This window comes from Mycolicibacter algericus DSM 45454, from assembly GCF_002086455.1.
In the GTDB taxonomy this organism is placed as follows: domain Bacteria; phylum Actinomycetota; class Actinomycetes; order Mycobacteriales; family Mycobacteriaceae; genus Mycobacterium; species Mycobacterium algericum.
This window is the reverse complement of sequence record NZ_MVHC01000035.1, coordinates 1-18,803: the sequence shown is the minus strand read 5'-3', so window position 1 is coordinate 18,803 and position 18,803 is coordinate 1. Positions and strand designations below refer to the sequence as shown.

Annotated in this window: 20 protein-coding genes and 1 tRNA gene; 10 read left to right on the top strand and 11 right to left on the bottom strand. The window is 69.1% G+C overall.

Annotation, left to right across the window (positions count from 1 at the left end):
* Positions 1-90 precede the first annotated feature (90 nt).
* Both BST10_RS19890 and BST10_RS19885 read left to right on the top strand, forming a co-directional pair.
* On the top strand, positions 91-657 hold the full coding sequence (locus BST10_RS19890) for a phage holin family protein (RefSeq protein WP_083040156.1): 567 nt from the start codon (positions 91-93) through the stop codon (positions 655-657).
* Positions 657-1,610 (top strand): alpha/beta fold hydrolase, encoded by a 954-nt coding sequence (locus tag BST10_RS19885; protein WP_083040154.1) that lies wholly within the window; start codon positions 657-659, stop codon positions 1,608-1,610. The genes BST10_RS19890 and BST10_RS19885 overlap by 1 nt, the downstream gene beginning before the upstream one ends.
* A 26-nt stretch (positions 1,611-1,636) precedes the next feature.
* Here the strand turns inward: BST10_RS19885 and marP are convergent, their stop codons facing one another.
* The 4 genes from marP to nth all read right to left on the bottom strand — a co-directional run bounded on the left by marP (position 1,637) and on the right by nth (position 5,001).
* A complete protein-coding gene (gene marP, locus BST10_RS19880) occupies positions 1,637-2,830 on the bottom strand; it encodes an acid resistance serine protease MarP (RefSeq protein ID WP_083040152.1) in 1,194 nt (397 codons plus the stop codon).
* Positions 2,827-3,510, bottom strand: a complete 684-nt coding sequence (locus BST10_RS19875) for an NUDIX hydrolase (RefSeq protein ID WP_235673750.1) — start codon at positions 3,508-3,510, stop codon at positions 2,827-2,829. The genes marP and BST10_RS19875 overlap by 4 nt, the downstream gene beginning before the upstream one ends.
* A 104-nt stretch (positions 3,511-3,614) precedes the next feature.
* Positions 3,615-4,232 carry a TlpA family protein disulfide reductase gene (locus BST10_RS19870; RefSeq protein ID WP_083040180.1) on the bottom strand — a complete coding sequence of 206 codons (618 nt, stop codon included), beginning with the start codon at positions 4,230-4,232 and terminating at the stop codon, positions 3,615-3,617.
* Positions 4,233-4,254: 22 nt separating this feature from the next.
* Complete coding sequence (nth, locus tag BST10_RS19865) at positions 4,255-5,001, bottom strand: endonuclease III (RefSeq protein WP_013830873.1); 747 nt, start codon at positions 4,999-5,001, stop codon at positions 4,255-4,257.
* A gap of 66 nt (positions 5,002-5,067) precedes the next feature.
* Here nth and BST10_RS23425 point away from each other — a divergent pair, with 66 nt between their 5' ends.
* The gene (locus tag BST10_RS23425) at positions 5,068-5,208 is read left to right on the top strand and encodes a hypothetical protein (RefSeq protein ID WP_013830874.1); all 141 of its coding nucleotides are present in this window, start codon (positions 5,068-5,070) and stop codon (positions 5,206-5,208) included.
* A 106-nt stretch (positions 5,209-5,314) separates the two neighbouring features.
* Positions 5,315-5,989: a cAMP-activated global transcriptional regulator CRP gene (gene crp / locus BST10_RS19860; protein WP_013830875.1), complete on the top strand. Its 675-nt coding sequence runs from the start codon at positions 5,315-5,317 to the stop codon at positions 5,987-5,989.
* 70 nt (positions 5,990-6,059) lie between these two features.
* On the opposite strand, the gene BST10_RS19855 is transcribed toward crp, so the two are convergent.
* Genes BST10_RS19855 through sp36 form a run of 3 tightly spaced genes read right to left on the bottom strand, consistent with a single transcriptional unit; the run spans position 6,060 to position 7,455 of the window.
* Positions 6,060-6,839 carry an MBL fold metallo-hydrolase gene (locus tag BST10_RS19855; protein WP_083040148.1) on the bottom strand — a complete coding sequence of 260 codons (780 nt, stop codon included), beginning with the start codon at positions 6,837-6,839 and terminating at the stop codon, positions 6,060-6,062.
* 2 nt (positions 6,840-6,841) lie between these two features.
* Positions 6,842-7,297 carry a RidA family protein gene (locus tag BST10_RS19850; protein WP_083040146.1) on the bottom strand — a complete coding sequence of 152 codons (456 nt, stop codon included), beginning with the start codon at positions 7,295-7,297 and terminating at the stop codon, positions 6,842-6,844.
* The gene (gene sp36, locus BST10_RS22735; RefSeq protein ID WP_013830878.1) at positions 7,294-7,455 is read right to left on the bottom strand and encodes a Sp36 family protein; all 162 of its coding nucleotides are present in this window, start codon (positions 7,453-7,455) and stop codon (positions 7,294-7,296) included. Before sp36 ends, BST10_RS19850 begins: the two co-directional genes overlap by 4 nt.
* 50 nt (positions 7,456-7,505) lie before the next feature.
* On the opposite strand from sp36, the gene bagA reads away from it, so the two are divergent.
* Positions 7,506-8,549, top strand: coding sequence for an ATPase BagA (bagA, locus tag BST10_RS19845; RefSeq protein ID WP_083040178.1), 1,044 nt, complete (start codon positions 7,506-7,508; stop codon positions 8,547-8,549).
* Complete coding sequence (gene bagB / locus BST10_RS19840) at positions 8,546-9,697, top strand: ATPase BagB (RefSeq protein ID WP_013830880.1); 1,152 nt, start codon at positions 8,546-8,548, stop codon at positions 9,695-9,697. The genes bagA and bagB overlap by 4 nt, the downstream gene beginning before the upstream one ends.
* 38 nt (positions 9,698-9,735) lie before the next feature.
* On the opposite strand, the gene BST10_RS19835 is transcribed toward bagB, so the two are convergent.
* Positions 9,736-10,098, bottom strand: a complete 363-nt coding sequence (locus BST10_RS19835; protein ID WP_041319030.1) for a WhiB family transcriptional regulator — start codon at positions 10,096-10,098, stop codon at positions 9,736-9,738.
* Positions 10,099-10,452: 354 nt separating this feature from the next.
* Here BST10_RS19835 and ponA2 point away from each other — a divergent pair, with 354 nt between their 5' ends.
* From ponA2 to BST10_RS19815, 4 genes are all read left to right on the top strand, one after another.
* Positions 10,453-12,885: a transglycosylase/D,D-transpeptidase PonA2 gene (gene ponA2 / locus BST10_RS19830; protein ID WP_083040145.1), complete on the top strand. Its 2,433-nt coding sequence runs from the start codon at positions 10,453-10,455 to the stop codon at positions 12,883-12,885.
* Positions 12,886-12,923: 38 nt separating this feature from the next.
* Entirely contained in the window at positions 12,924-13,889 is a 966-nt protein-coding gene (locus BST10_RS19825; protein WP_083040143.1) for a metallophosphoesterase, read from the top strand.
* Positions 13,886-14,992: an L-cysteine desulfhydrase Cds1 gene (gene cds1, locus BST10_RS19820; protein ID WP_083040142.1), complete on the top strand. Its 1,107-nt coding sequence runs from the start codon at positions 13,886-13,888 to the stop codon at positions 14,990-14,992. The genes BST10_RS19825 and cds1 overlap by 4 nt, the downstream gene beginning before the upstream one ends.
* Before the next feature lie 299 nt (positions 14,993-15,291).
* A tRNA-Pro gene (locus BST10_RS19815) sits at positions 15,292-15,365 on the top strand.
* A gap of 284 nt (positions 15,366-15,649) precedes the next feature.
* Here the strand turns inward: BST10_RS19815 and BST10_RS19810 are convergent.
* The 3 genes from BST10_RS19810 to BST10_RS19800 form a co-directional block, all read right to left on the bottom strand.
* The gene (locus tag BST10_RS19810; RefSeq protein WP_013830885.1) at positions 15,650-16,279 is read right to left on the bottom strand and encodes a S1 family peptidase; all 630 of its coding nucleotides are present in this window, start codon (positions 16,277-16,279) and stop codon (positions 15,650-15,652) included.
* Between the two features lie 88 nt (positions 16,280-16,367).
* Entirely contained in the window at positions 16,368-18,167 is a 1,800-nt protein-coding gene (locus BST10_RS19805) for a glycoside hydrolase family 15 protein (RefSeq protein ID WP_083040140.1), read from the bottom strand.
* Positions 18,168-18,173: 6 nt separating this feature from the next.
* On the bottom strand, positions 18,174-18,638 hold the full coding sequence (locus tag BST10_RS19800; RefSeq protein ID WP_013830888.1) for a GatB/YqeY domain-containing protein: 465 nt from the start codon (positions 18,636-18,638) through the stop codon (positions 18,174-18,176).
* Positions 18,639-18,803 lie beyond the last annotated feature (165 nt).

Sequence of the window (18,803 nt, the reverse complement as noted above, 5' to 3'; positions counted from 1 at the left end):
CCCATTTCGGCCGCTGCTTTGCCGGGGTCGTCGGGGCTGCTACCGCATGGCAACATTAAGCCGCGACGACAGCGAACGGGAGGACAGCCAGTGAGCAAGGCCGATCGCAGGAAGGCGTCACGCGCCTCGACCAGATCCGCCAGGGCGGACCGCAACGGGGTGCCCAACACCTTGGCGTCCATCCCGTTGACGGATCCCCACGCGCTGCCGGCCGACCCGTCGCTGGGCGAGCTGGTCAAAGACGCGACGGCGCAGATGTCGACACTGGTGCGCGCCGAGGTCGAGCTCGCCCGCGCCGAGATCACCCGGGATGTCAAGAAGGGCCTGACCGGCAGCGTGTTCTTCATCGCGGCCTTGGTCGTGCTGTTCTACTCCACCTTCTTTTTCTTCTTCTTCCTGGCCGAGGTGCTCAACATCTGGCTCCAGGACTGGGCCGCCTACCTGATCGTGTTCGGGGTCATGCTGACCGTCGCCTCGGGCTTGGCGTTGTTCGGCTTCCTGCGGGTCCGGCGCATCCGGGGACCGCGTCAAACCATCGAATCGGTGCGGGAGACCCGCGAGGCACTGCGCCCCGATCCGGACCGGCTGCACTCGTCGGGCCCGCAGTCGCTGAAGGCGCACGACGGCAAACCGGCCACCGACCCCTCGGGCTGGTAGTGCCGCCACCGGATCCGTCGATCACCCGCATCGACGGGCCGTGGCGGCATCAAGACATCCACGCCAACGGCATCCGCTTTCATGTCGTCGAGGCGATCCCGGCCGGCGAAGACGCCGCCGACGGCCCGCCGATGGCACGGCCACTGGTGATGCTGCTGCACGGTTTCGGCTCGTTCTGGTGGACCTGGCGTCACCAGCTGCGCGGGCTCACCGGCGTCCGGGTCGTCGCGGTCGACCTGCGCGGCTACGGGGGCAGCGACAAACCGCCCCGCGGCTATGACGGCTGGACCCTGGCCGGGGACACCGCTGGACTCATCCGCGCCCTAGGGCACTCGTCGGCGACCCTGGTCGGTCACGCCGACGGCGGACTGGTGTGCTGGGCGACCGCGCTGCTGCACCCGCGATTGGTCCGCGCCATCGCCCTGGTCAGCTCGCCGCATCCGGCGGCACTGCGCAACTCGGCGCTGACCCGCGCCGATCAGGGCCGGGCACTGCTGCCGTGGTTGCTGCGCTACCAGCTGCCCTTCTGGCCGGAGCGCAGCCTGACCCGCCGCGACGGCGCCGAGATCGAACGCCTGGTGCGCAGTAGGGCCGGCGCGAATTGGCAGGCGGGCGAGGACTTCTCGGAAACCATCGGTCACCTGCGTACCGCGATCCAGATCCCGGCGGCAGCACATTCCGCGCTGGAGTACCAGCGCTGGGCGGTGCGCAGCCAACTCCGTTCCGAGGGCCGGCGATTCATGAAGGCGCTCGATCTCCGGACACTGAACATCCCGCTGCTGCACCTGCGCGGCGACGACGACCCCTACGTGCTGGCGGATCCGGTGGCCAAGACCCGGCGTTACGCACCCCATGGCCGGTACGTATCCCTGCCCGGCGTAGGGCACTTCGCCCATGAGGAGGCGCCGGATCAGGTCAACGAGCAGCTGATGCGGTTCCTGTCGTCGAGCTAGCGAGGCGGGCGGCGATCCGACCTGACTCACTCACCGCCGACGCAGGTCTGGGTCGACACGGGTGCGGTGTCGCCGATCCGGGCGAGCTGGTTCGACACCTCCTCGGCGGTCATCACGAACCCGGTGTCGGCGTCGTCAACCGCCGCACCGAACACCACGCCGAGCACCCGACCCTCCATGTCGATCATGGGCCCACCGGAATTGCCTTGCTGCACAGTGCCTCTGATCGTGTATACCCGGCGGGTGACGGTGGTGGTGCGGTAGATGTCGGGCCCCTCGAGGTTGATCGTGTCGCGAACCCGGGCCGGGGTGGCCTCAAAGACCCCACCGCCGGGATAGCCCAGCACCAGCGCGTCGGTGTCGGGCTCGGCCGGCGAGGGCGCGAACGGGAGCGGCGGCAACGGCAGGTCCGGCACCGCCAGAATCGAGATGTCTTCCTTGGGGTCGAAGGAGATCACTGTGGCGTCGTAGGACTTGGTGCCGCTCTCCACCGACACACTGTCCGACCCGGCCACCACGTGCGCGTTCGTCATCACCCGGTTGGGCGAGATCACGAAACCGGTGCCCTCCAACACTTTCTGGCAGTTGGGGGCTACGCCGCGGATCCGCAGCACACTCGGCGCGGTGGCCTCGACCACCGGGCTGGCGGCCAATCCGGGGTCGGGCGCGTCCACCGCGGCGATCGGGGTGCGGTTGAACGGTTCCAGTACGGCGGGCAGCCCGGAGTCGTTGAGCACCGCCGACAACCGTCGCGGCACGTTCTTGAGCCAGCCCGGCGCCAGATCGTCGACCTGGCGCAGCACTCGCGAGTCGTTGACCGCGGCGGCCAGGCTCGGCTGATCGGACGCGGTCAGCGGGGTGGCCAGCAGCCAGGCTGCGATCAGCACCACGACCAGCTGCAGCACCACCCCGACGATCGAATCCACCCCGCGGACACCGGGGCTGCGGATCGCTCCGCGCACCGCCCGCCCCAGCACCACGCCGGCGACCTCGCCGATGACGACCATGGCCAGGATGAGGAACAGCGCGGCGAACAGCTTGAGCCGGGCACCGGCGACGTGCTCGATCAGGTGAGGGGCCAGCAGCACCCCGGCCATCGCGCCGAGCGCCACGCCGACGAAGGACAACAGCGAGCCGAGCGCGCCGGAGCGCCAGCCGGACACTGCGGCAACGAAGGCGATCGCCAGCACGGCGATGTCCAGCCACTGCGACGACGTCATATACCGCCTTCTCCTCCAACCAGGGCCATCGCCTCGTCCAGGCCGCGCACCTCGGTGTCGTCCCAGGGTTGCGCCCAGCCGGCCACGTCCAACATCGCCGAGATCACCTGGGCGGTGAACCCCCAGACCAGCATCTCGTTGAGCCGAAACGCCGGCATGGCCCAACGCCTGCTGCGGGCATCACGGTAAACCATCAACCGGTTCGCGGGGTTGATGAATGCCCGGAGCGGAACCCGTGCCACCACCGCCGTCTCGGCCGGATCCACCACGCTGACCGGCCCGGGATCCTCCGAGTAGGCCAGCACCGGTACCACCTGAAACCCCGAGGGTGCGATGAAGACCTTTTGCAGCACCGCCAGCGGGTGCACCCGGCGCGGGTCGATTCCGGTCTCCTCGTTCGCCTCCCGCAGCGCGGTGGCCACCGGCCCGGAATCGTCGGGATCGACCGCCCCGCCCGGGAACGCGGCCTGGCCGGCGTGGTGGCGCAGCGTCGAGGCCCGCACCGTGACCAGCAGATCGGCAGATTCTGGTATGTCACCAGCCTGCTGCGACGGCGGACCGGAGAACAGCACCAGCACCGCCGCGTCGCGCCCGTGTCCGGTGATGTCGGCTTCGGCGTTGGCCGCGGTGACCATTCTGCGGATGTCGGCCGGCAGCCGACGCTGGTAGGCGTTGGGCATCTTGTCGGCGTTGTCGACCAGCGGGCGCAGCCAGGACGGGGCCCGAGACCGGGACTCGCCAGCGTTCACCGCGTCTCCCTCTGCCCGCTCCCCATCGCCGCACCTCAACGCCCACTGCCTCCGACGGCGGCGGCGATCTCATCGGCGGTGGCGAAGGACTGCGGCAGGATGCGGGCAACGCTACCGTCCATGGCGAGCACCACGGTCGCAGGCATCACGTTGGGCACCCGCAACGCCGCCGCCACCTGGCGCCGGCCGTCCTGCAGCGTGGGCAGCCGCACGCCCAGCTCGGCCAGCAGCGCCAACCCGGCGGCCTGGTTGTCGTCTTGGTGCACCGTCGCCACCGTCACGTCCGGCCCGGCGCGACGCTGGTATTCGGCGAAGGCGGGCAACTCGTCGCGGCACGGTCGGCACCAGTAGGCCCACAGGTTCAGCACCACCCGTCGGCCGGCGAACATTGCGGCCACGTCGACGGGCGCACCGTCGGCCGCGCATGCCACGGTGACGCCGCGCAGCGCCGCCGGGCCGGCCCCGTCGGGTGCATCCCGGCACGGCGGCAGGCCGGCTCGCTCCCGCAGGACGGTGAGGTCTTGGGCCACCGCGGGCACGGGCGCGCCGCGGTCCGGCCGGACCGGTTCGCGGCGCAGCTCGATCACCAGTGCGGCGACCAGCGCGGTGGCCACCGCCAGTATCGCCAGGGTCCACCAGGTCGACCTGCTCATCGGCCGCATCCGCACCAGGCCGCTACAGCCCGGCCAGAGCCAGCAGATGCTCGGTCTCGGGACCCCGGACCAGCGCGGCGGCCTCCAGCCGATCGGTGGGTCCCAGCCCGAACGAGGGGCAGTCGCGGGCCAGCACGCACACGCCGCAAGCCGGTTTGCGGGAGTGGCAGACGCGACGGCCGTGGAAGATCACCCGGTGGGACAGCAGCGTCCATTCCTTGCGCTCGATCAGTTCGCCGACCGCGTGCTCGACCTTGACCGGGTCCTCCTCGGCGGTCCAGTCCCACCGTCGCACCAGGCGCCCGAAGTGGGTGTCGACGGTGATGCCCGGTACCCCGAACGCGTTGCCCAGGATGACGTTGGCGGTCTTGCGGCCCACCCCGGGCAGCCGCACCAGTTCGTCCATGGTGTCGGGCAGTTCCCCGTCGTAGCGTTCGACCAGCGCCTGCCCCAGCTTGATCAGTGAGGTGGCCTTGTTGCGGTAGAAGCCGGTGGGCCGGATCAGCTCCTCCAACTCGGTGCGGTCGGCCTGCGCGTAGTCCAGCGCGGCCGGGTAGCGGGCGAACAGCGCCGGCGTCGTGAGATTCACCCGCACGTCGGTACATTGGGCCGACAGCACCGTCGCGACGGCGAGCTCCAGCGGCGTGGTGAAGTCCAGCTCGCAGTGGGCATCCGGAAAGGCCTGCGCCAGAGTCCGATTCATTCGGCGAGCACGCCGCACCAACCCGATCCGGGTCTCCGTCCGCGCCGCGCGGGCGGCTTTGTCCACTGTCACCTCCGACAGGGTACTAATTTGTGACCGCAATGAGACCTTGCCCAGGTTTACTGTCCCTTTGTGTCCTGGCTGCTGATCACCGCCATACCCGCGTTGCTGATGCTGGCAGCGGTCGGGCTGGAGCGCATCGAGACCGGGTTGAGCGAGGCCGAGGCGACGAATCCGCAGTTTCCCCGGACTCGGCGCGCCAATCGTGTGTAGCGTTGGCACGACGCTTGACGCCTGGCTCTAGACTCAGATGGCTAGCCCGGTAAAGGCTGGCGTTTGCGCGTTTCAAACCTTCATTCAAGAACATCTAAGGGGCAACGTGGACGAGATCCTGGCGAGGGCCGGAATCTTCCAGGGAGTTGAGCCCAGCGCCGTCGCCGCGCTGACCAAGCAGCTTCAGCCCGTGGACTTTCCGCGCGGACACACGGTGTTCGCCGAAGGAGAGCCCGGCGATCGGCTGTACATCATCGTCTCCGGGAAAGTGAAGATCGGCCGGCGGTCGCCCGACGGCCGAGAGAACCTGCTGACCATCATGGGACCGTCGGACATGTTCGGCGAGCTGTCGATCTTCGACCCCGGCCCGCGAACCTCCAGCGCGACCACCATTACCGAGGTGCGGGCGGTCTCGATGGACCGCGACGCGCTGCGGTCGTGGATCTCCGACCGGCCCGAGATCGCCGAGCAGCTGCTGCGGGTGTTGGCGCGCCGGCTGCGCCGCACCAACAACAACCTCGCCGACCTGATCTTCACCGACGTGCCCGGCCGGGTTGCCAAGCAACTGCTGCAGCTGGCGCAGCGGTTCGGCACCCAGGAGGGCGGCGCCCTGCGGGTCACCCACGACCTGACGCAGGAGGAGATCGCCCAGCTGGTGGGGGCCTCGCGGGAGACGGTGAACAAGGCGCTGGCCGACTTCGCCCACCGCGGCTGGATCCGGCTGGAGGGCAAGAGTGTGCTGATCTCCGACTCCGAGCGGCTGGCCCGCCGGGCGCGGTAATCCCGCCGAGCAGACGCGAAAGCCCCCAATTTCGGCAAGAAAAGGGGGCCTATGCGTCTGCTCGCGGTGACTAGGTAGCCCGCAAATAGTCCAGCTGGGCCTGCACCGACCATTCGGCGGCGTCCCACAACTCCTCGTCGACGTCGGTGTAGACGTGTTCGACGACCTGGCGTGTGGCGGCGTCCTCGCCCAGTTCGGCCAGCGCCGAGCGCACCTGATCGAGTCGCTGCTCGCGGTGCGCCAGATATCCGGCGGCCACCGCATCGATGTTCGGCAGCTCCGGCCCGTGCCCGGGCAACACGGTGCGCTCGCCCAGGCCGCGCAGCCGGTGCAGTGAGTCCAGGTAGTGCGCCAGGTCGCCGTCCTCGGTGTCGATGACGGTGGTGCCGCGGCCCAGCACGGTGTCGGCGGTCAGCACCGCATCGTCGAGCACGAATGACAGCGAGTCCGCGGTGTGCCCCGGGGTGGCCAACACCGTGATGCGCAGGTCCGCCGCCTCAATCACCTGGCCGTCGATCAGGCCGCCGCCGAGCCGGCGCTGGAATCCGCTGCCCGCCGAGTACACCGGTACGTCGAGCGAGTCGGCCAGCTTGTCGATGCCGTCGGTGTGGTCGAAGTGGCGGTGGCTGATCAACACCAGCGCGACCTTGCCGAGCTCGGCGAGCCGGCCGATGTGCTCGTCGTCGTCCGGGCCGGGGTCGACGATCACCACCTCGTCGCTGCGCGGCCCGCGCAGCACCCAGGTGTTGGTGCCATCCAAGGTCATCAGGCCGGGGTTGTCGGCCAGCAGCACCGACGCGGTCTCGGTGACCGGTCGCAGCCGACCGTAGGCGGGATGACTCAGTGACACACCTATCCGATCTCCACGATCAACTCGACTTCGACGGGTGCGTCCAGTGGCAACGCCGAGACCCCGACGGCCGAGCGGGCATGCGCGCCGGCCTCCCCGAACACCTCGCCGAGCAACTCGGAAGCGCCGTTGACCACGCCGGGCTGGCCGTTGAAGGTCGGGGCGGAGGCCACGAACCCGACCACCTTGACCACCCGGGTCACCGCGTCGATACCGACCAGGGCGTCCACGGCGGCCAGCGCGTTGAGCGCACAGATCCGGGCCAGCGCGTGCCCCTCTTCGGGACTGACCTCGGCGCCGACCTTGCCACTGCGGGCCAGCTTGCCGCCGGTCATCGGCAGTTGACCGGAGGTGTAGACCAGGTCGCCGGTCCGTACCGCCGGAACGTAGGCCGCCAACGGTGCGGCGGTCTCGGGCAGTTCGATCCCGAGTTCGCTCAGCCGCGCCCGCCAGCTCATTTCGGGCGCTTCAGGAAGGCGATGAGCTGCTCACCGGAGGGCCCGGGGAGCACCGAGACCAGTTCCCAGCCGTCCTCGCCCCACTGATCGAGAATCTGCTTGGTGGCGTGCGTGATCAGCGGGACATTGGCGTACTCCCACGCGGTGCGTTCGCTCATAGCAGCGAGCTTATCGTTAGCCCGGGCAAGCGCTTGGTTAGCATGCAGTGGTGACAGCCTCACCGGGGAAGGACGGCGCGCAGGCGCCGACAGGCACGAGTCCCATCGGCTGGCCTTCGCGATTGACGAGGGCCCGGCTCCATTTCGTGACCGGTAAGGGCGGTACCGGCAAATCGACCGTGGCCGCCGCGCTGGCGTTGTCGCTGGCGGCCGGCGGGCGACGGGTACTGCTCGTGGAAGTCGAAGAGCGCCAAGGGATTGCGCAACTGTTCGACGTGCCACCGCTGCCCATCGACCCGCTCAAGGTCGCGACCGCCGAAGACGGCGGGCAGGTCGACGCGCTGGCGATGGACATCGAGGCCGCGTTCCTGGAATACCTCGAGCTGTTCTACAACCTGGGCATCGCCGGCCGGGCCATGAAGCGCGTCGGGGCGGTCGAATTCGCCACCACCATCGCCCCGGGCCTGCGCGACGTCATCCTCACCGGCAAGATCAAGTACCACGTGATCCAGACCGACAAGAACAACAAGCCGGTCTATGACGCGATCGTGGTGGACGCACCGCCGACCGGCCGGATCGCCCGGTTCCTCGACGTCACCAAAGCGGTGTCACAGCTGGCCAAGGGCGGCCCGGTGCACTCGCAGGCCGACGGCGTGGTGAAGCTGCTGCACTCCGATCAGACCGCCATCCATCTGGTGACGCTGCTGGAGGCGTTGCCGATGCAGGAGACCCTCGAGGCGATCGAGGAGCTGCGGGAGTTGGACTTGCCCATCGGCAGTGTGATCGTCAACCGCGACATCCCCGCGCATCTGGAACCCGAGGACCTGGCCAAGGCCGCCGAGGGAGTCGTCGACGCCGACGCGGTCCGCGCCGGCCTGACCGCGGCCGGCATCACGCTGTCCGACGACGACTTCGCGGGCCTGCTGACCGAGACCATCCAGCACGCCACCCGCATCAACGCCCGGACGGAGACGGCCGAGCAGCTGGAGCAGCTGGACGTGCCGCGGCTGCACCTGCCGACGATCACCGACGGGGTCGACCTCGGCAGTCTGTATGAGCTATCCGAGATTCTCGGCCGACAGGGGGTTCGATGACACCCGAAACGACCGGCAAGCCGGCGGCGCTGGACATGGCCGCCATCTTGGCCGACACCGCCAACCGCGTGGTGGTGTGCTGCGGCGCCGGCGGCGTCGGCAAGACCACCACCGCCGCCGCGATGGCGCTACGGGCCGCCGAATACGGCCGCACCGTGGTGGTGTTGACCATCGACCCGGCCCGGCGGCTGGCGCAGGCGCTGGGCATCGACGATCTGGGCAACAGCCCCCAGCGGGTGCCGTTGGCGCCGGAGGTGCCCGGCGAGCTGTACGCGATGATGCTCGACATGCGGCGCACCTTCGACGAGATGGTGGTCCAGTACTCCGGCCCGGAGCGGGCGGAGGCGATTTTGAGCAACCAGTTCTACCAAACCGTCGCCACCTCGCTGTCGGGCACGCAGGAGTACATGGCGATGGAGAAACTCGGCCAGCTGCTCGCCGAGGACCGCTGGGATCTGGTGGTGGTCGACACCCCGCCGTCCCGCAACGCCCTGGACTTCCTGGACGCGCCGAAGCGGCTGGGCAGCTTCATGGACAGCCGGCTGTGGAAGCTGTTGCTGGGTCCCGGGCGCGGCATCGGCAAGCTGGTGGCGGGTGCGCTCGGCTTGGCGATGAAAGCGCTGTCGACCGTGCTCGGCTCGCAGATGCTCTCGGATGCGGCCAACTTCGTTCAGTCCCTCGACGCCACGTTCGGTGGGTTCCGGGAGAAGGCCGACCGCACCTACGATCTGCTCAAGCGGCGCGGCACCCAGTTCGTGGTGGTGTCAGCGGCCGAGCCCGACGCGCTGCGCGAGGCGTCGTTCTTCGTCGACCGGCTCGCCGGCGAACACATGCCGCTGGCGGGGCTGGTCCTCAACCGGACCCATCCGATGCTGTGCGAGCTGCCCATCGAGCGCGCCATCGACGGCATCGAGACGCTGCAGCAGGCCCCGAGCGAGTCGGTGTCCGACGGGGCGAAGGCGCTGGCCACTGCGGCACTGCGGATTCACGCCGAACGTGGTGCCACCGCCAAACGTGAGGTCCGGCTGCTGTCGCGCTTCACCCGGGCGAACCCGCGGGTTCCCATCGTCGGGGTGCCGTCGCTACCGTTCGACGTCTCCGACTTGGAAGCACTCGGCGCCATCGCCGACCAGCTGACGGCGAAGTAGACGCAAAGAAGACTCAGTCGCGTTTCAGCCGGCGCCGCTTACCCGGCGTCACGCTGTTTGCGCTGGGCGGCGAAGTAGTCGCGCCACGAGGTCACCTCGGGGTGCTGCTTGAGCAGCGCCCGCCGTTGCCGCTCGGTCATGCCGCCCCACACGCCGAACTCGACCCGGTTGTCCAGGGCGTCGGCCAGGCATTCCAGCACCACCGGGCAGTGCCGGCAGATCACCGCGGCCTTGCGCTGTGCGGCACCGCGTACGAAGAGCTCATCCGGGTCGGCGCCGCGACACAGCGCCTTGGAGACCCAGGCGATCCTGCTCTCGTCCTGCACGCCGCGCAGGACGGTACGGGAGGCCGGTGTCGCCGGTGGGTTGGTCTTTTGAACCGCTGGCCGTGTAAGAGACACTGACGATCCTCCGTCCCGGCCGCCCCAGCAGCCACCTATTCAGTACCTTCGATATCAGCGTCGACCCAGCCATTGCGATCTACGCCACATCGTGTCATCAGTGTTACCTGAATCGCACTCGATGTCCAAGTTAGGTGGTCAGGTGGCTTTCGCGCAACTGGTAGATACCCACTTTTTTGGGACAACCGTGCCGTCCGATCATGATCTGCACGGTGGCGGGCCGCTGCGAACGGTCTGGACTCGGCGTTTTCCGGGGGGCGCGGACCGGCCCAGGATCCAGCGCTCACCCCCGGCGCCGGGGTCTGCTGGGGACTTCGGTGAGCGCCCCCGACTCCCGGCGTTAGTGTGTTAGCCATGTCGGAGCGTCCCCCGACCGGCCCAACCGTGCTCAAACTGGCCGGGTGTTGTTTGCTCGCCGCCGTGCTGCTCGCGGCGCTGCTGTTCCCGGTCGCCGGGGGTATCGGCCTGATGTCCAACCGCGCCTCCGACGTGGTCGCCAACGGCTCGGCCCAGTTGGTCGGCGGCGACGTGCCGGCGGTGACGACGATGGTCGACGCCAAGGGCAACACGATCGCCTGGTTGTACTCCCAGCGCCGATTCGAGGTTCCCAGCGACAGGATCGCCGACACCATGAAACTGGCGATCGTCTCCATCGAGGACAAGCGGTTCGCCGAACACAGCGGCGTGGACTGGAAGGGCACGCTGACCGGGTTGGCCGGCTATGCCTCCGGTGACCTCGACACCCGCGGCGGGTCCACCCTCGAGCAGCAGTACATCAAGAACTACCAACTGCTGGTGCTGGCCCAGACCGACGCCGAGAAGCGCGCCGCGATCGAGACCACCCCGGCGCGCAAGCTACGCGAGATCCGGATGGCGCTCACGCTGGACCGCACCTTCACCAAACCGCAGATCCTGACCCGCTACCTGAACCTGGTGTCGTTCGGCAACAACTCCTTCGGCATCCAGGACGCCGCCCAGACCTACTTCGGCGTCGACGCCTCGGAGCTGAACTGGCAGCAGTCGGCAATGCTGGCCGGGATGGTGCAGTCGACCAGCGCGCTGAACCCCTACACCAATCCGGAGGGCGCGCTGGCGCGGCGGAACCTGGTGCTGGACACCATGATCGAGAATCTTCCCGACCAGGCCGACGCGCTGCGGGCGGCCAAGGAGGAACCGCTGGGCATCCTGCCGCAGCCCAACGAGCTGCCGCGGGGCTGCATCGCGGCCGGCGACCGGGCATTCTTCTGCGACTACGTGCAGGAGTACCTGGCGCGCGCCGGCATCAGCAAGGAACAGGTGGCCCGCGGCGGCTACGTCATCCACACCACGCTGGACCCCGACGTGCAGGGCTCGGTCAAGCAGGCGATCGACAGTTTCGCCAACCCGAACGTGCAGGGCATCGCCAGCGTGATGAGCGTGATCAAGCCCGGCCCCGATGCGCACCCGGTGCTGGCGATGGCCAGCAACCGCACCTACGGGCTCAACGGCGACATCGGCGAAACCATGCGCCCGCAACCGTTCTCGCTGGTCGGTGACGGCGCCGGGTCGATCTTCAAGACGTTCACGGTGGCCGCCGCACTCGAGATGGGCATGGGCATCAGCGCCGAACTCGACGTGCCGGGCCGATTCCAGACCAAGGGCATGGGCTCAGGCGGCGCCAAGGGGTGCCCCAAGGAGACCTGGTGCGTGGTGAACGTCGCCCCCTACCGGTCGCCGATGAACGTCTCCACCGCACTGGCCACCTCGCCCAACACCGCATTCGCCAAACTGATCTCGCAGGTCGGGGTGGGACGCACCGTCGACATGGCGATCAAACTGGGGCTGCGCTCCTACGCCGATCCCGGTACCGCCCGCGACTACGACCCGGACAGCAACGAGAGCCTGGCCGACTTCGTCAAGCGGCAGAACCTGGGGTCGTTCACGCTGGGCCCGATCGAGGTCAACGCGCTGGAGCTGTCCAATGTCGCCGCCACGCTGGCCTCCGGCGGCATCTGGTGCCCGCCGAACCCGATCGACAAGGTCTTCGACCGCAACGGTAACGAGGTGGCCGTCACCACCGAAATCTGTGAGCGGGTGGTTCCCGAAGGGCTGGCCAACACGCTGGCCAATGCGTTGGGCAAGGACATCCAGGGCGGCGGCACCGCAGCACCGGCGGCGGGTTCGGTGGGCTGGGATCTGCCGATGGCCGGCAAGACCGGTACCACCGAGGCGCACCGGTCGTCGGGCTTTCTGGGCTTCACCAACCGCTACGCGGCGGCCAACTACATCTTCGACGACTCCAGCTCGCCGTCGGACCTGTGCTCGTTCCCGCTGCGGCACTGCGGGGACGGCGACCTGTTCGGCGGCAACGAGCCGGCCCGGACCTGGTTCGCAGCGATGAAGCCGATCGCCACCGACTTCGGTGAGGTCATCATGCCGCCGACCGATCCCCGTTACGTCGACGGCGGCCCCAACTCGCGGGTGCCCAGCGTCGTCGGCCTGGACGTCGACGCCGCGCGCCAGCGGCTCAAGGAAGTCGGCTTCCAGGTCGCCGACCAACCGAATTGGGTCAACAGCAGCGCCCGCTCCGGAGCGGTGGTGGGTACCTCGCCGAGCGGACAGACCATTCCCGGCTCGATCGTGACTATCGAGGTCAGCAACGGCATCCCGCCGCCACCGCCCCCGCCGCCGGAGGGCGGGCCGCCGCTCGGGCCGGTGGGCTCGACCGTGGTGGAGATCCCCGGGCTGCCGCCGATCACCATTCCGCTGCTGCCGCCGCCGGCGCCGGGGCAGCCGTTGCCGCCGTAACCGCGGAGCCGCTGCCGAGGCGCAGTATTCTGAAACGCATGGCTCCATCACCTGCCCTGACCCGGTCCCTGGTCGCCGCATCGGCGGCGCTCGGGCCGGCGGCCCTGGCCATTGGCTACGGCGCGATCATCGAACGCAACAACTTCGTGGTGCGTGAGGCGACGATGCCGGTGCTGGCGCCGGGTTCGTCACCGCTGCGGGTACTGCACATCAGCGACATCCACATGCGCCCCGGCCAGCGCCGCAAGCAGGCCTGGCTGCGCGAGCTGGTCCGGCTGGAACCGGATCTGGTGGTCAACACCGGTGACAACCTCGCCCACCCCAAGGCCGTGCCGGCGGTGGTGCAGGCGCTGGGTGAGCTGCTCTCGGTGCCCGGCGTGTTCGTCTTCGGCAGCAACGACTACTTCGGGCCGCGGTGCAAGAACCCGGCGAAGTACCTGACCAAGCCCACGCATCGCATCTACGGCACGCCGCTGCCGTGGCAGGACCTGCGGGCGGCGTTCACCGAGCGGGGCTGGTTGGACCTGACCCACAACCGTCGGGAGTTCGACGTCGCCGGGCAGCGGATCGCCGCGGCCGGTGTCGATGACCCGCACATCGAACGGGACCGCTACGACACCATCGCCGGCCCGGCCGACCCGACCGCCGCACTGCGGCTGGGGCTGACGCATTCCCCGGAGCCGCGGGTGCTCGACCGCTTCGCCGCCGACGGCTACCAACTGGTGATGGCCGGCCACACCCACGGCGGGCAGCTGTGCCTGCCGTTCTACGGCGCGCTGGTGACCAACTGCGGCCTGGATCGCTCCCGGGCCAAGGGACCGTCGCAGTGGGGTGCCCATATGCGCCTGCACGTCTCGGCCGGCATCGGCACCTCACCGTTCGCGCCGGTGCGCTTCGCGTGCCGTCCGGAGGCAACCCTGCTGACCCTAGTGCCCGCGCCGACCGGCGGCGATGACTCGCGGCTCACTCGCGGCTCCTGGGAGCCGTCCGTGTCGGCTCGTTGACCGGGCGGGTTGCCGACCACGGCCATCCACGCCGCTGGGCCGACAACGCGATCCGGCTGATCGAGGCCGACGCCCGGCGCAGCGCCGACACCCACCTACTGCGCTACCCGCTGCCGTCGGCGTGGGCCGCCCACGTTGACGTGGCGCTGTATCTCAAGGACGAAACCACCCACATCACCGGCAGCCTCAAGCATCGGCTGGCGCGCTCGCTGTTCCTGTACGGATTGTGCAACGGCCGGATCGCCGAGGGCACCACGGTGGTGGAGGCCTCCTCGGGGTCCACGGCGGTGTCCGAGGCCTACTTCGCGGCCCTGCTGGGCCTGCCATTCGTCGCGGTGATGCCAGCCTCGACCAGCGCATCCAAGGTGGCGCTGATCGAGGCGCAGGGCGGGCGCTGCCACTTCGTGGCACATGCGGCCGATGTCTACGCCGAGGCGGAACGGATCGCTCGCGAGGCCGGCGGGCACTACCTTGATCAGTTCACCAACGCCGAACGGGCCACCGACTGGCGCGGCAACAACAACATCGCCGAGTCGATCTTTCAGCAGATGCGCGACGAGGCGCACCCGATCCCGGACTGGATCGTGGTCGGGGCCGGCACCGGCGGCACCAGTGCCACGATCGGGCGCTACATCCGGTATCGCCGCCACGCCACCCGGCTCTGCGTGGTCGACCCGGAGCATTCGGCGTTCTACTCGGCCTACGAGCAGTGCCGGTATGACCTGGAGATCGAGGAGTCGTCGCGTATCGAAGGCATCGGTCGGCCACGGGTGGAGCCGTCGTTCCTGCCGGATGTGGTGGATCGGATGGTCGCGGTACCCGACGCGGCCTCGGTGGCCACGGCACGTCATGTCAGCGCGGTCCTGGGCCGGCGGGTGGGTGCCTCCACCGGAACCAACATCTGGGGGGCGTTCGGGTTGCTCTCGGAGATGGTCGCCGACGGACGCAGCGGATCGGTGGTGACCTTGCTGGCCGACAGCGGCGACCGCTACGCCGACACCTACTTCAGCGACGACTGGCTGGCACAGCAGGGGCTGGACCCGACGGGGGCCGCGGCGGTGCTGGCCGAGTTCGAGCGGTCCTGCCGCTTCGCGTTCGGGTGAGCGTTCGGGTGAGTCTGTTCTTCGACGTTGTCGGGGTTGGTGGCCACCAGCCACAGCGCAGCCAGCGTGAAGAAACCCGCATACACCGCTCCGCCCAACAGCGTCATGATCTGACTCCCTTGCACAGCGTTTAGTTATTAGCCAGTCTGCCTAGTTTTGGCGGCGTTTGCAGCTTCCCGCGCCGGATTGTGGGGCGTTTCATGCTGCGCCGGAGGAGTGACCTGTGTCCCGCAATCGGCTTCTGGGCAGCGCGTTTGGGTAGCTGCCGGGGCGGTGCGATACGCTGTCGTGGCTTCACACGGGGTGTGGCGCAGCTTGGTAGCGTGCTTCGTTCGGGACGAAGAGGTCGTGGGTTCGAATCCCGCCACCCCGACTGGCGTTGATGCAGATCACAGGCCCTGACCAGCAAGTCCGGTCAGGGCCTTTGGCTGTCTCGGTCCACCGGTGATGCCGCAGTAAACGCAGCGAAGGGTGCCTAACGCCGGCCGAGGCCGCCTGGGCCGGGTCCGATCGGCCCGGGGCCCGACCGGACCCACAACACCGCCAGGCCCGACGGGTCCGCCGACGCCGACACCGGCGGGTCCGGCGGGTCCGATGAACGGATGCGGGTCGACGCCCCCGGGTTCGCACTACCGCAACGACAACCCGCCACGCCGCTCACTTCAGGATCTGCAACCGCCACTCCCGCAATATCGGCTCGACCATCACGAAATAGGTGGTGTTGTCGTCGCCCTCGGGGCCGCCCGTCAGTATTCCCGCGGCGCTGATGGTGCCGTCGGGGTTCGTCACGAAACCCGGGCTGCCGCTGTCGCCTTCGCTGCTGTACAGGTTCGTCACCACCACGTTGCCCGCGATCTCGGTCACTTCCCCGCACGTCTCACCGGTCCGCGAACCTACCTTGCAGAACGGCATGCCGACGTGGATCTGGCCGGGACCCAACACATCCCGGATCCGGTAGCGGCCGTCGACGCCACCGTTGGGCGGAGGTGTTCCGGGGCGCAGCCGGATGATGGCCGCGTCGCGGTCGTCGCCGTTGTTCTCGCTGGCGAAGATCGGGCCCAGTGGCGCGGCCGCGGCGTCGGTCCATTCCGAGCCGTCGCCGGAATCGCAGTGCCCGCTGGTGAACAGGAAGTAGTCGCCGAAGCGGTTCTGGGCGGCGAAGCCGGCGGTGCAGACACTGTCGTCGGTGCCGACCTCCATGCCGGCCGTCGGGTTGGCCGGCGCCCCGCCGGCGAACACCAGTCCGCTCGCTGCGAGCGCGGCAGTGAGCAGGCTCGGCTTCCACATGTCACGCAACCCCGGGACCACCCGGTGATGTTAGCCCGGCGCTGACCGCCCGAGACCCGAATCGCAGGCCATCGTCGTCCGGCCCGGGTCAACCACTCCCACCGGGCTTCGTCCGCGTCGATTCCCCGCTGAGCCCACGCGCGGTGTTGACCAGCCCGACCATCGAAAACGCCTGCGGCGTATTGCCGACCTGGCGCCCGGACGCGGTGTCGTACTCCTCGGCGAGCAACCCGACGTCGTTGCGCAAGCCCAACAGTCGCTCGAACAGCGCCCGCGCCTCGTCGCGCCGGCCGATGCCGTGCAGTGCGTCGGCGAGCCAGAATGTGCACACCAGAAACGCCCCCTCGGTCCCCGGCAGCCCATCGACCGATCCGTCGGATGTGTCGTAGCGCCGCAGGAAGCCGTCGCTGGACAATTCCCGCTGTATCGCCTCGACGGTTCCCACCACCCGCGGGTCGTCCCACGGCAGGAACCCCACCCGGGGAATCAGCAGCAGCGCCGAATCCAGGCCGGCCGAACCGTAGTACTGGGTGAACGTGCCACGCTCGGTATCGAAGCCGTGCTCGCAGACGTCGGCATGGATGGCATCGGCCAGCGCCCGCCACCGATCGACGGGACCTTCCCGACCGTGGTTGCGCACCGCGTGCACCGCGCGGTCCACCCCGGCCCACGCCATCACCTTCGAATGCACGAAATGCCGTTGCGGGCCGCGAACTTCCCACAGGCTGGCGTCGGGAGAGTCCCAGTGGCCTTCGAGGAAGTCCAGCAGGGCGCGCTGGATGTCCCAGGCGGTGTCCTCGCATTCCAGCCCGGAGTCCAGCGCCAGGTTCAGGCCGTCGAGCACCTCACCCCAGACGTCGAGCTGGAACTGGCCCGCAGCCTCGTTGCCGGTCCGCACCGGCGCCGAACCCTCGTAACCGGACAGCCAATCCAGGGTCTGCTCGGGCAGCCGACGAGTGCCGTCCAGGCCGTACATGATCTGCAGCTTGGCCGGATCACCGGCCACGGCGCGCACCAGCCATTCCCGCCACGCTTTGGCTTCGGCGACGTAGCCGGTGCCCAGCAGCGCCTGCAGGGTGAAGGTGGCGTCACGCAGCCAGCAGTATCGGTAGTCCCAATTGCGCACGCCGCCAATGCATTCCGGTAGCGACGTGGTGGCTGCGGCGACGATCCCGCCGGTCGGGGCGTAGGTGAGCGCTTTGAGGGTGATCACGGCGCGGCGCACCGCGTCGGCCCACTGGCCGCGGTAGGAGCACTGGTCGATCCAGTTCTGCCAGAACGACTCGGTTTTGCCCAGTGCCCGCACCGCCTCGGACCGCACGGCCTCCGGCAGCAGGTGCGACGGGGTGTGGGTCAGCACGAACGGCACTTTCTCGCCGGCGTCCACCTCGAACTCAGCGACGGTGGTCATGTTCTCGCCCCGCATGCCGACCGGACTGGACAGACAAAGCGTGTCGGGGCCGGCGACCGCGATCAGCCCGTCGTCACGGCGGCGCATCCAGGGCACCACATTGCCGTAGTCGAACCGGATCGCCAGGTCCATTCGCATCGAGACCCGTCCGGACACGCCTTCGACGATCCGGACGACGTCGGCGCTCTTCCCGCGCGGCGGCATGAAGTCGGTGACCCGCACCGTGCCGCCCGGGGCGTCCCATTCGCTGTCGACGATCAGCGTGTCGCCGCGGTAACCGCGCCGGGTCGCTGGGCCACCGCCGGCCGGGGCGATGCGCCAGTAACCGGCGGATTCGTCATGCAGCAGCGCCGCGAAACAGGCCGGGGAGTCGAACCGGGGCAGGCACAGCCAGTCGATGCTGCCGTCGCGGGCCAGCAACGCCGCGGTGTGCAGGTCACCGAGCAGCGCGTAGTCCTCGATCAGCGCTGATGCCATCGGCCTCTAGAGGCGTTCCTTCACCGCGGCCGACAGCCGGGAACCGTCTGCCTTGCCCGCCGCGATCGCAGTGGCGGCCTTCATCACCAGGCCCATGTGCTTGGAGTGCGGCCGCTCCCCGATCTCCTCAGCCACCTGTGCCAGTGCGGTGTCGACGACGTCGGCCAGTTCGGCCTCATTGAGCGGTTCGGGCAGGTACTCGGCGATGATCCGGGCCTCGGCATGTTCTTCGGCGGCGAGTTCACCGCGCCCGTTCTCGGTGTAGATGGCGGCGGACTCCGCCCGCTTGCGGGCCTCGCGGGTCAGCACCTTGAGCACGTCGTCGTCGGTCAGCTCGCGGGCTTGCTTGCCGGAGACCTCTTCGGACTGGATCGCGGCAAGCAGCATCCGCAGGGTTGCGGTACGCAGCTTGTCCTGCGCCTTCATCGCTTCGGTCAGGTCCGCCCGCAACCGGGATTTGAGTTCCGCCATGCCGCATAACGCTACGCTCAGCCACATGGTGAATCCGCCGCCGCCCGGCTATCCGGGCCCTGGCTTTCCCCCGCCCGGCTACGGCCCGCAGCCCGGGTATGGCCCGCAGCCCGGTTACGGCCCACCACCGCCGGGCTACGGCCCGCCCCCGGGTTACGGCCCGCC

Excerpts from the sequence above, each read along its gene's own strand:
- marP (WP_083040152.1), bottom strand. The coding sequence starts at position 2,830 with ATGACGTCGTCGCAGTGGCTGGACATCGCCGTGCTGGCGATCGCCTTC.
- BST10_RS19875 (WP_235673750.1), bottom strand. The coding sequence starts at position 3,510 with ATGCCCAACGCCTACCAGCGTCGGCTGCCGGCCGACATCCGCAGAATG.
- BST10_RS19870 (WP_083040180.1), bottom strand. The coding sequence starts at position 4,232 with ATGAGCAGGTCGACCTGGTGGACCCTGGCGATACTGGCGGTGGCCACC.
- BST10_RS19850 (WP_083040146.1), bottom strand. The coding sequence starts at position 7,297 with ATGAGCTGGCGGGCGCGGCTGAGCGAACTCGGGATCGAACTGCCCGAG.
- sp36 (WP_013830878.1), bottom strand. The coding sequence starts at position 7,455 with ATGAGCGAACGCACCGCGTGGGAGTACGCCAATGTCCCGCTGATCACG.
- bagB (WP_013830880.1), top strand. The coding sequence starts at position 8,546 with ATGACACCCGAAACGACCGGCAAGCCGGCGGCGCTGGACATGGCCGCC.
- ponA2 (WP_083040145.1), top strand. The coding sequence starts at position 10,453 with ATGTCGGAGCGTCCCCCGACCGGCCCAACCGTGCTCAAACTGGCCGGG.
- BST10_RS19825 (WP_083040143.1), top strand. The coding sequence starts at position 12,924 with ATGGCTCCATCACCTGCCCTGACCCGGTCCCTGGTCGCCGCATCGGCG.
- BST10_RS19810 (WP_013830885.1), bottom strand. The coding sequence starts at position 16,279 with ATGTGGAAGCCGAGCCTGCTCACTGCCGCGCTCGCAGCGAGCGGACTG.
- BST10_RS19805 (WP_083040140.1), bottom strand. The coding sequence starts at position 18,167 with ATGGCATCAGCGCTGATCGAGGACTACGCGCTGCTCGGTGACCTGCAC.
- BST10_RS19800 (WP_013830888.1), bottom strand. The coding sequence starts at position 18,638 with ATGGCGGAACTCAAATCCCGGTTGCGGGCGGACCTGACCGAAGCGATG.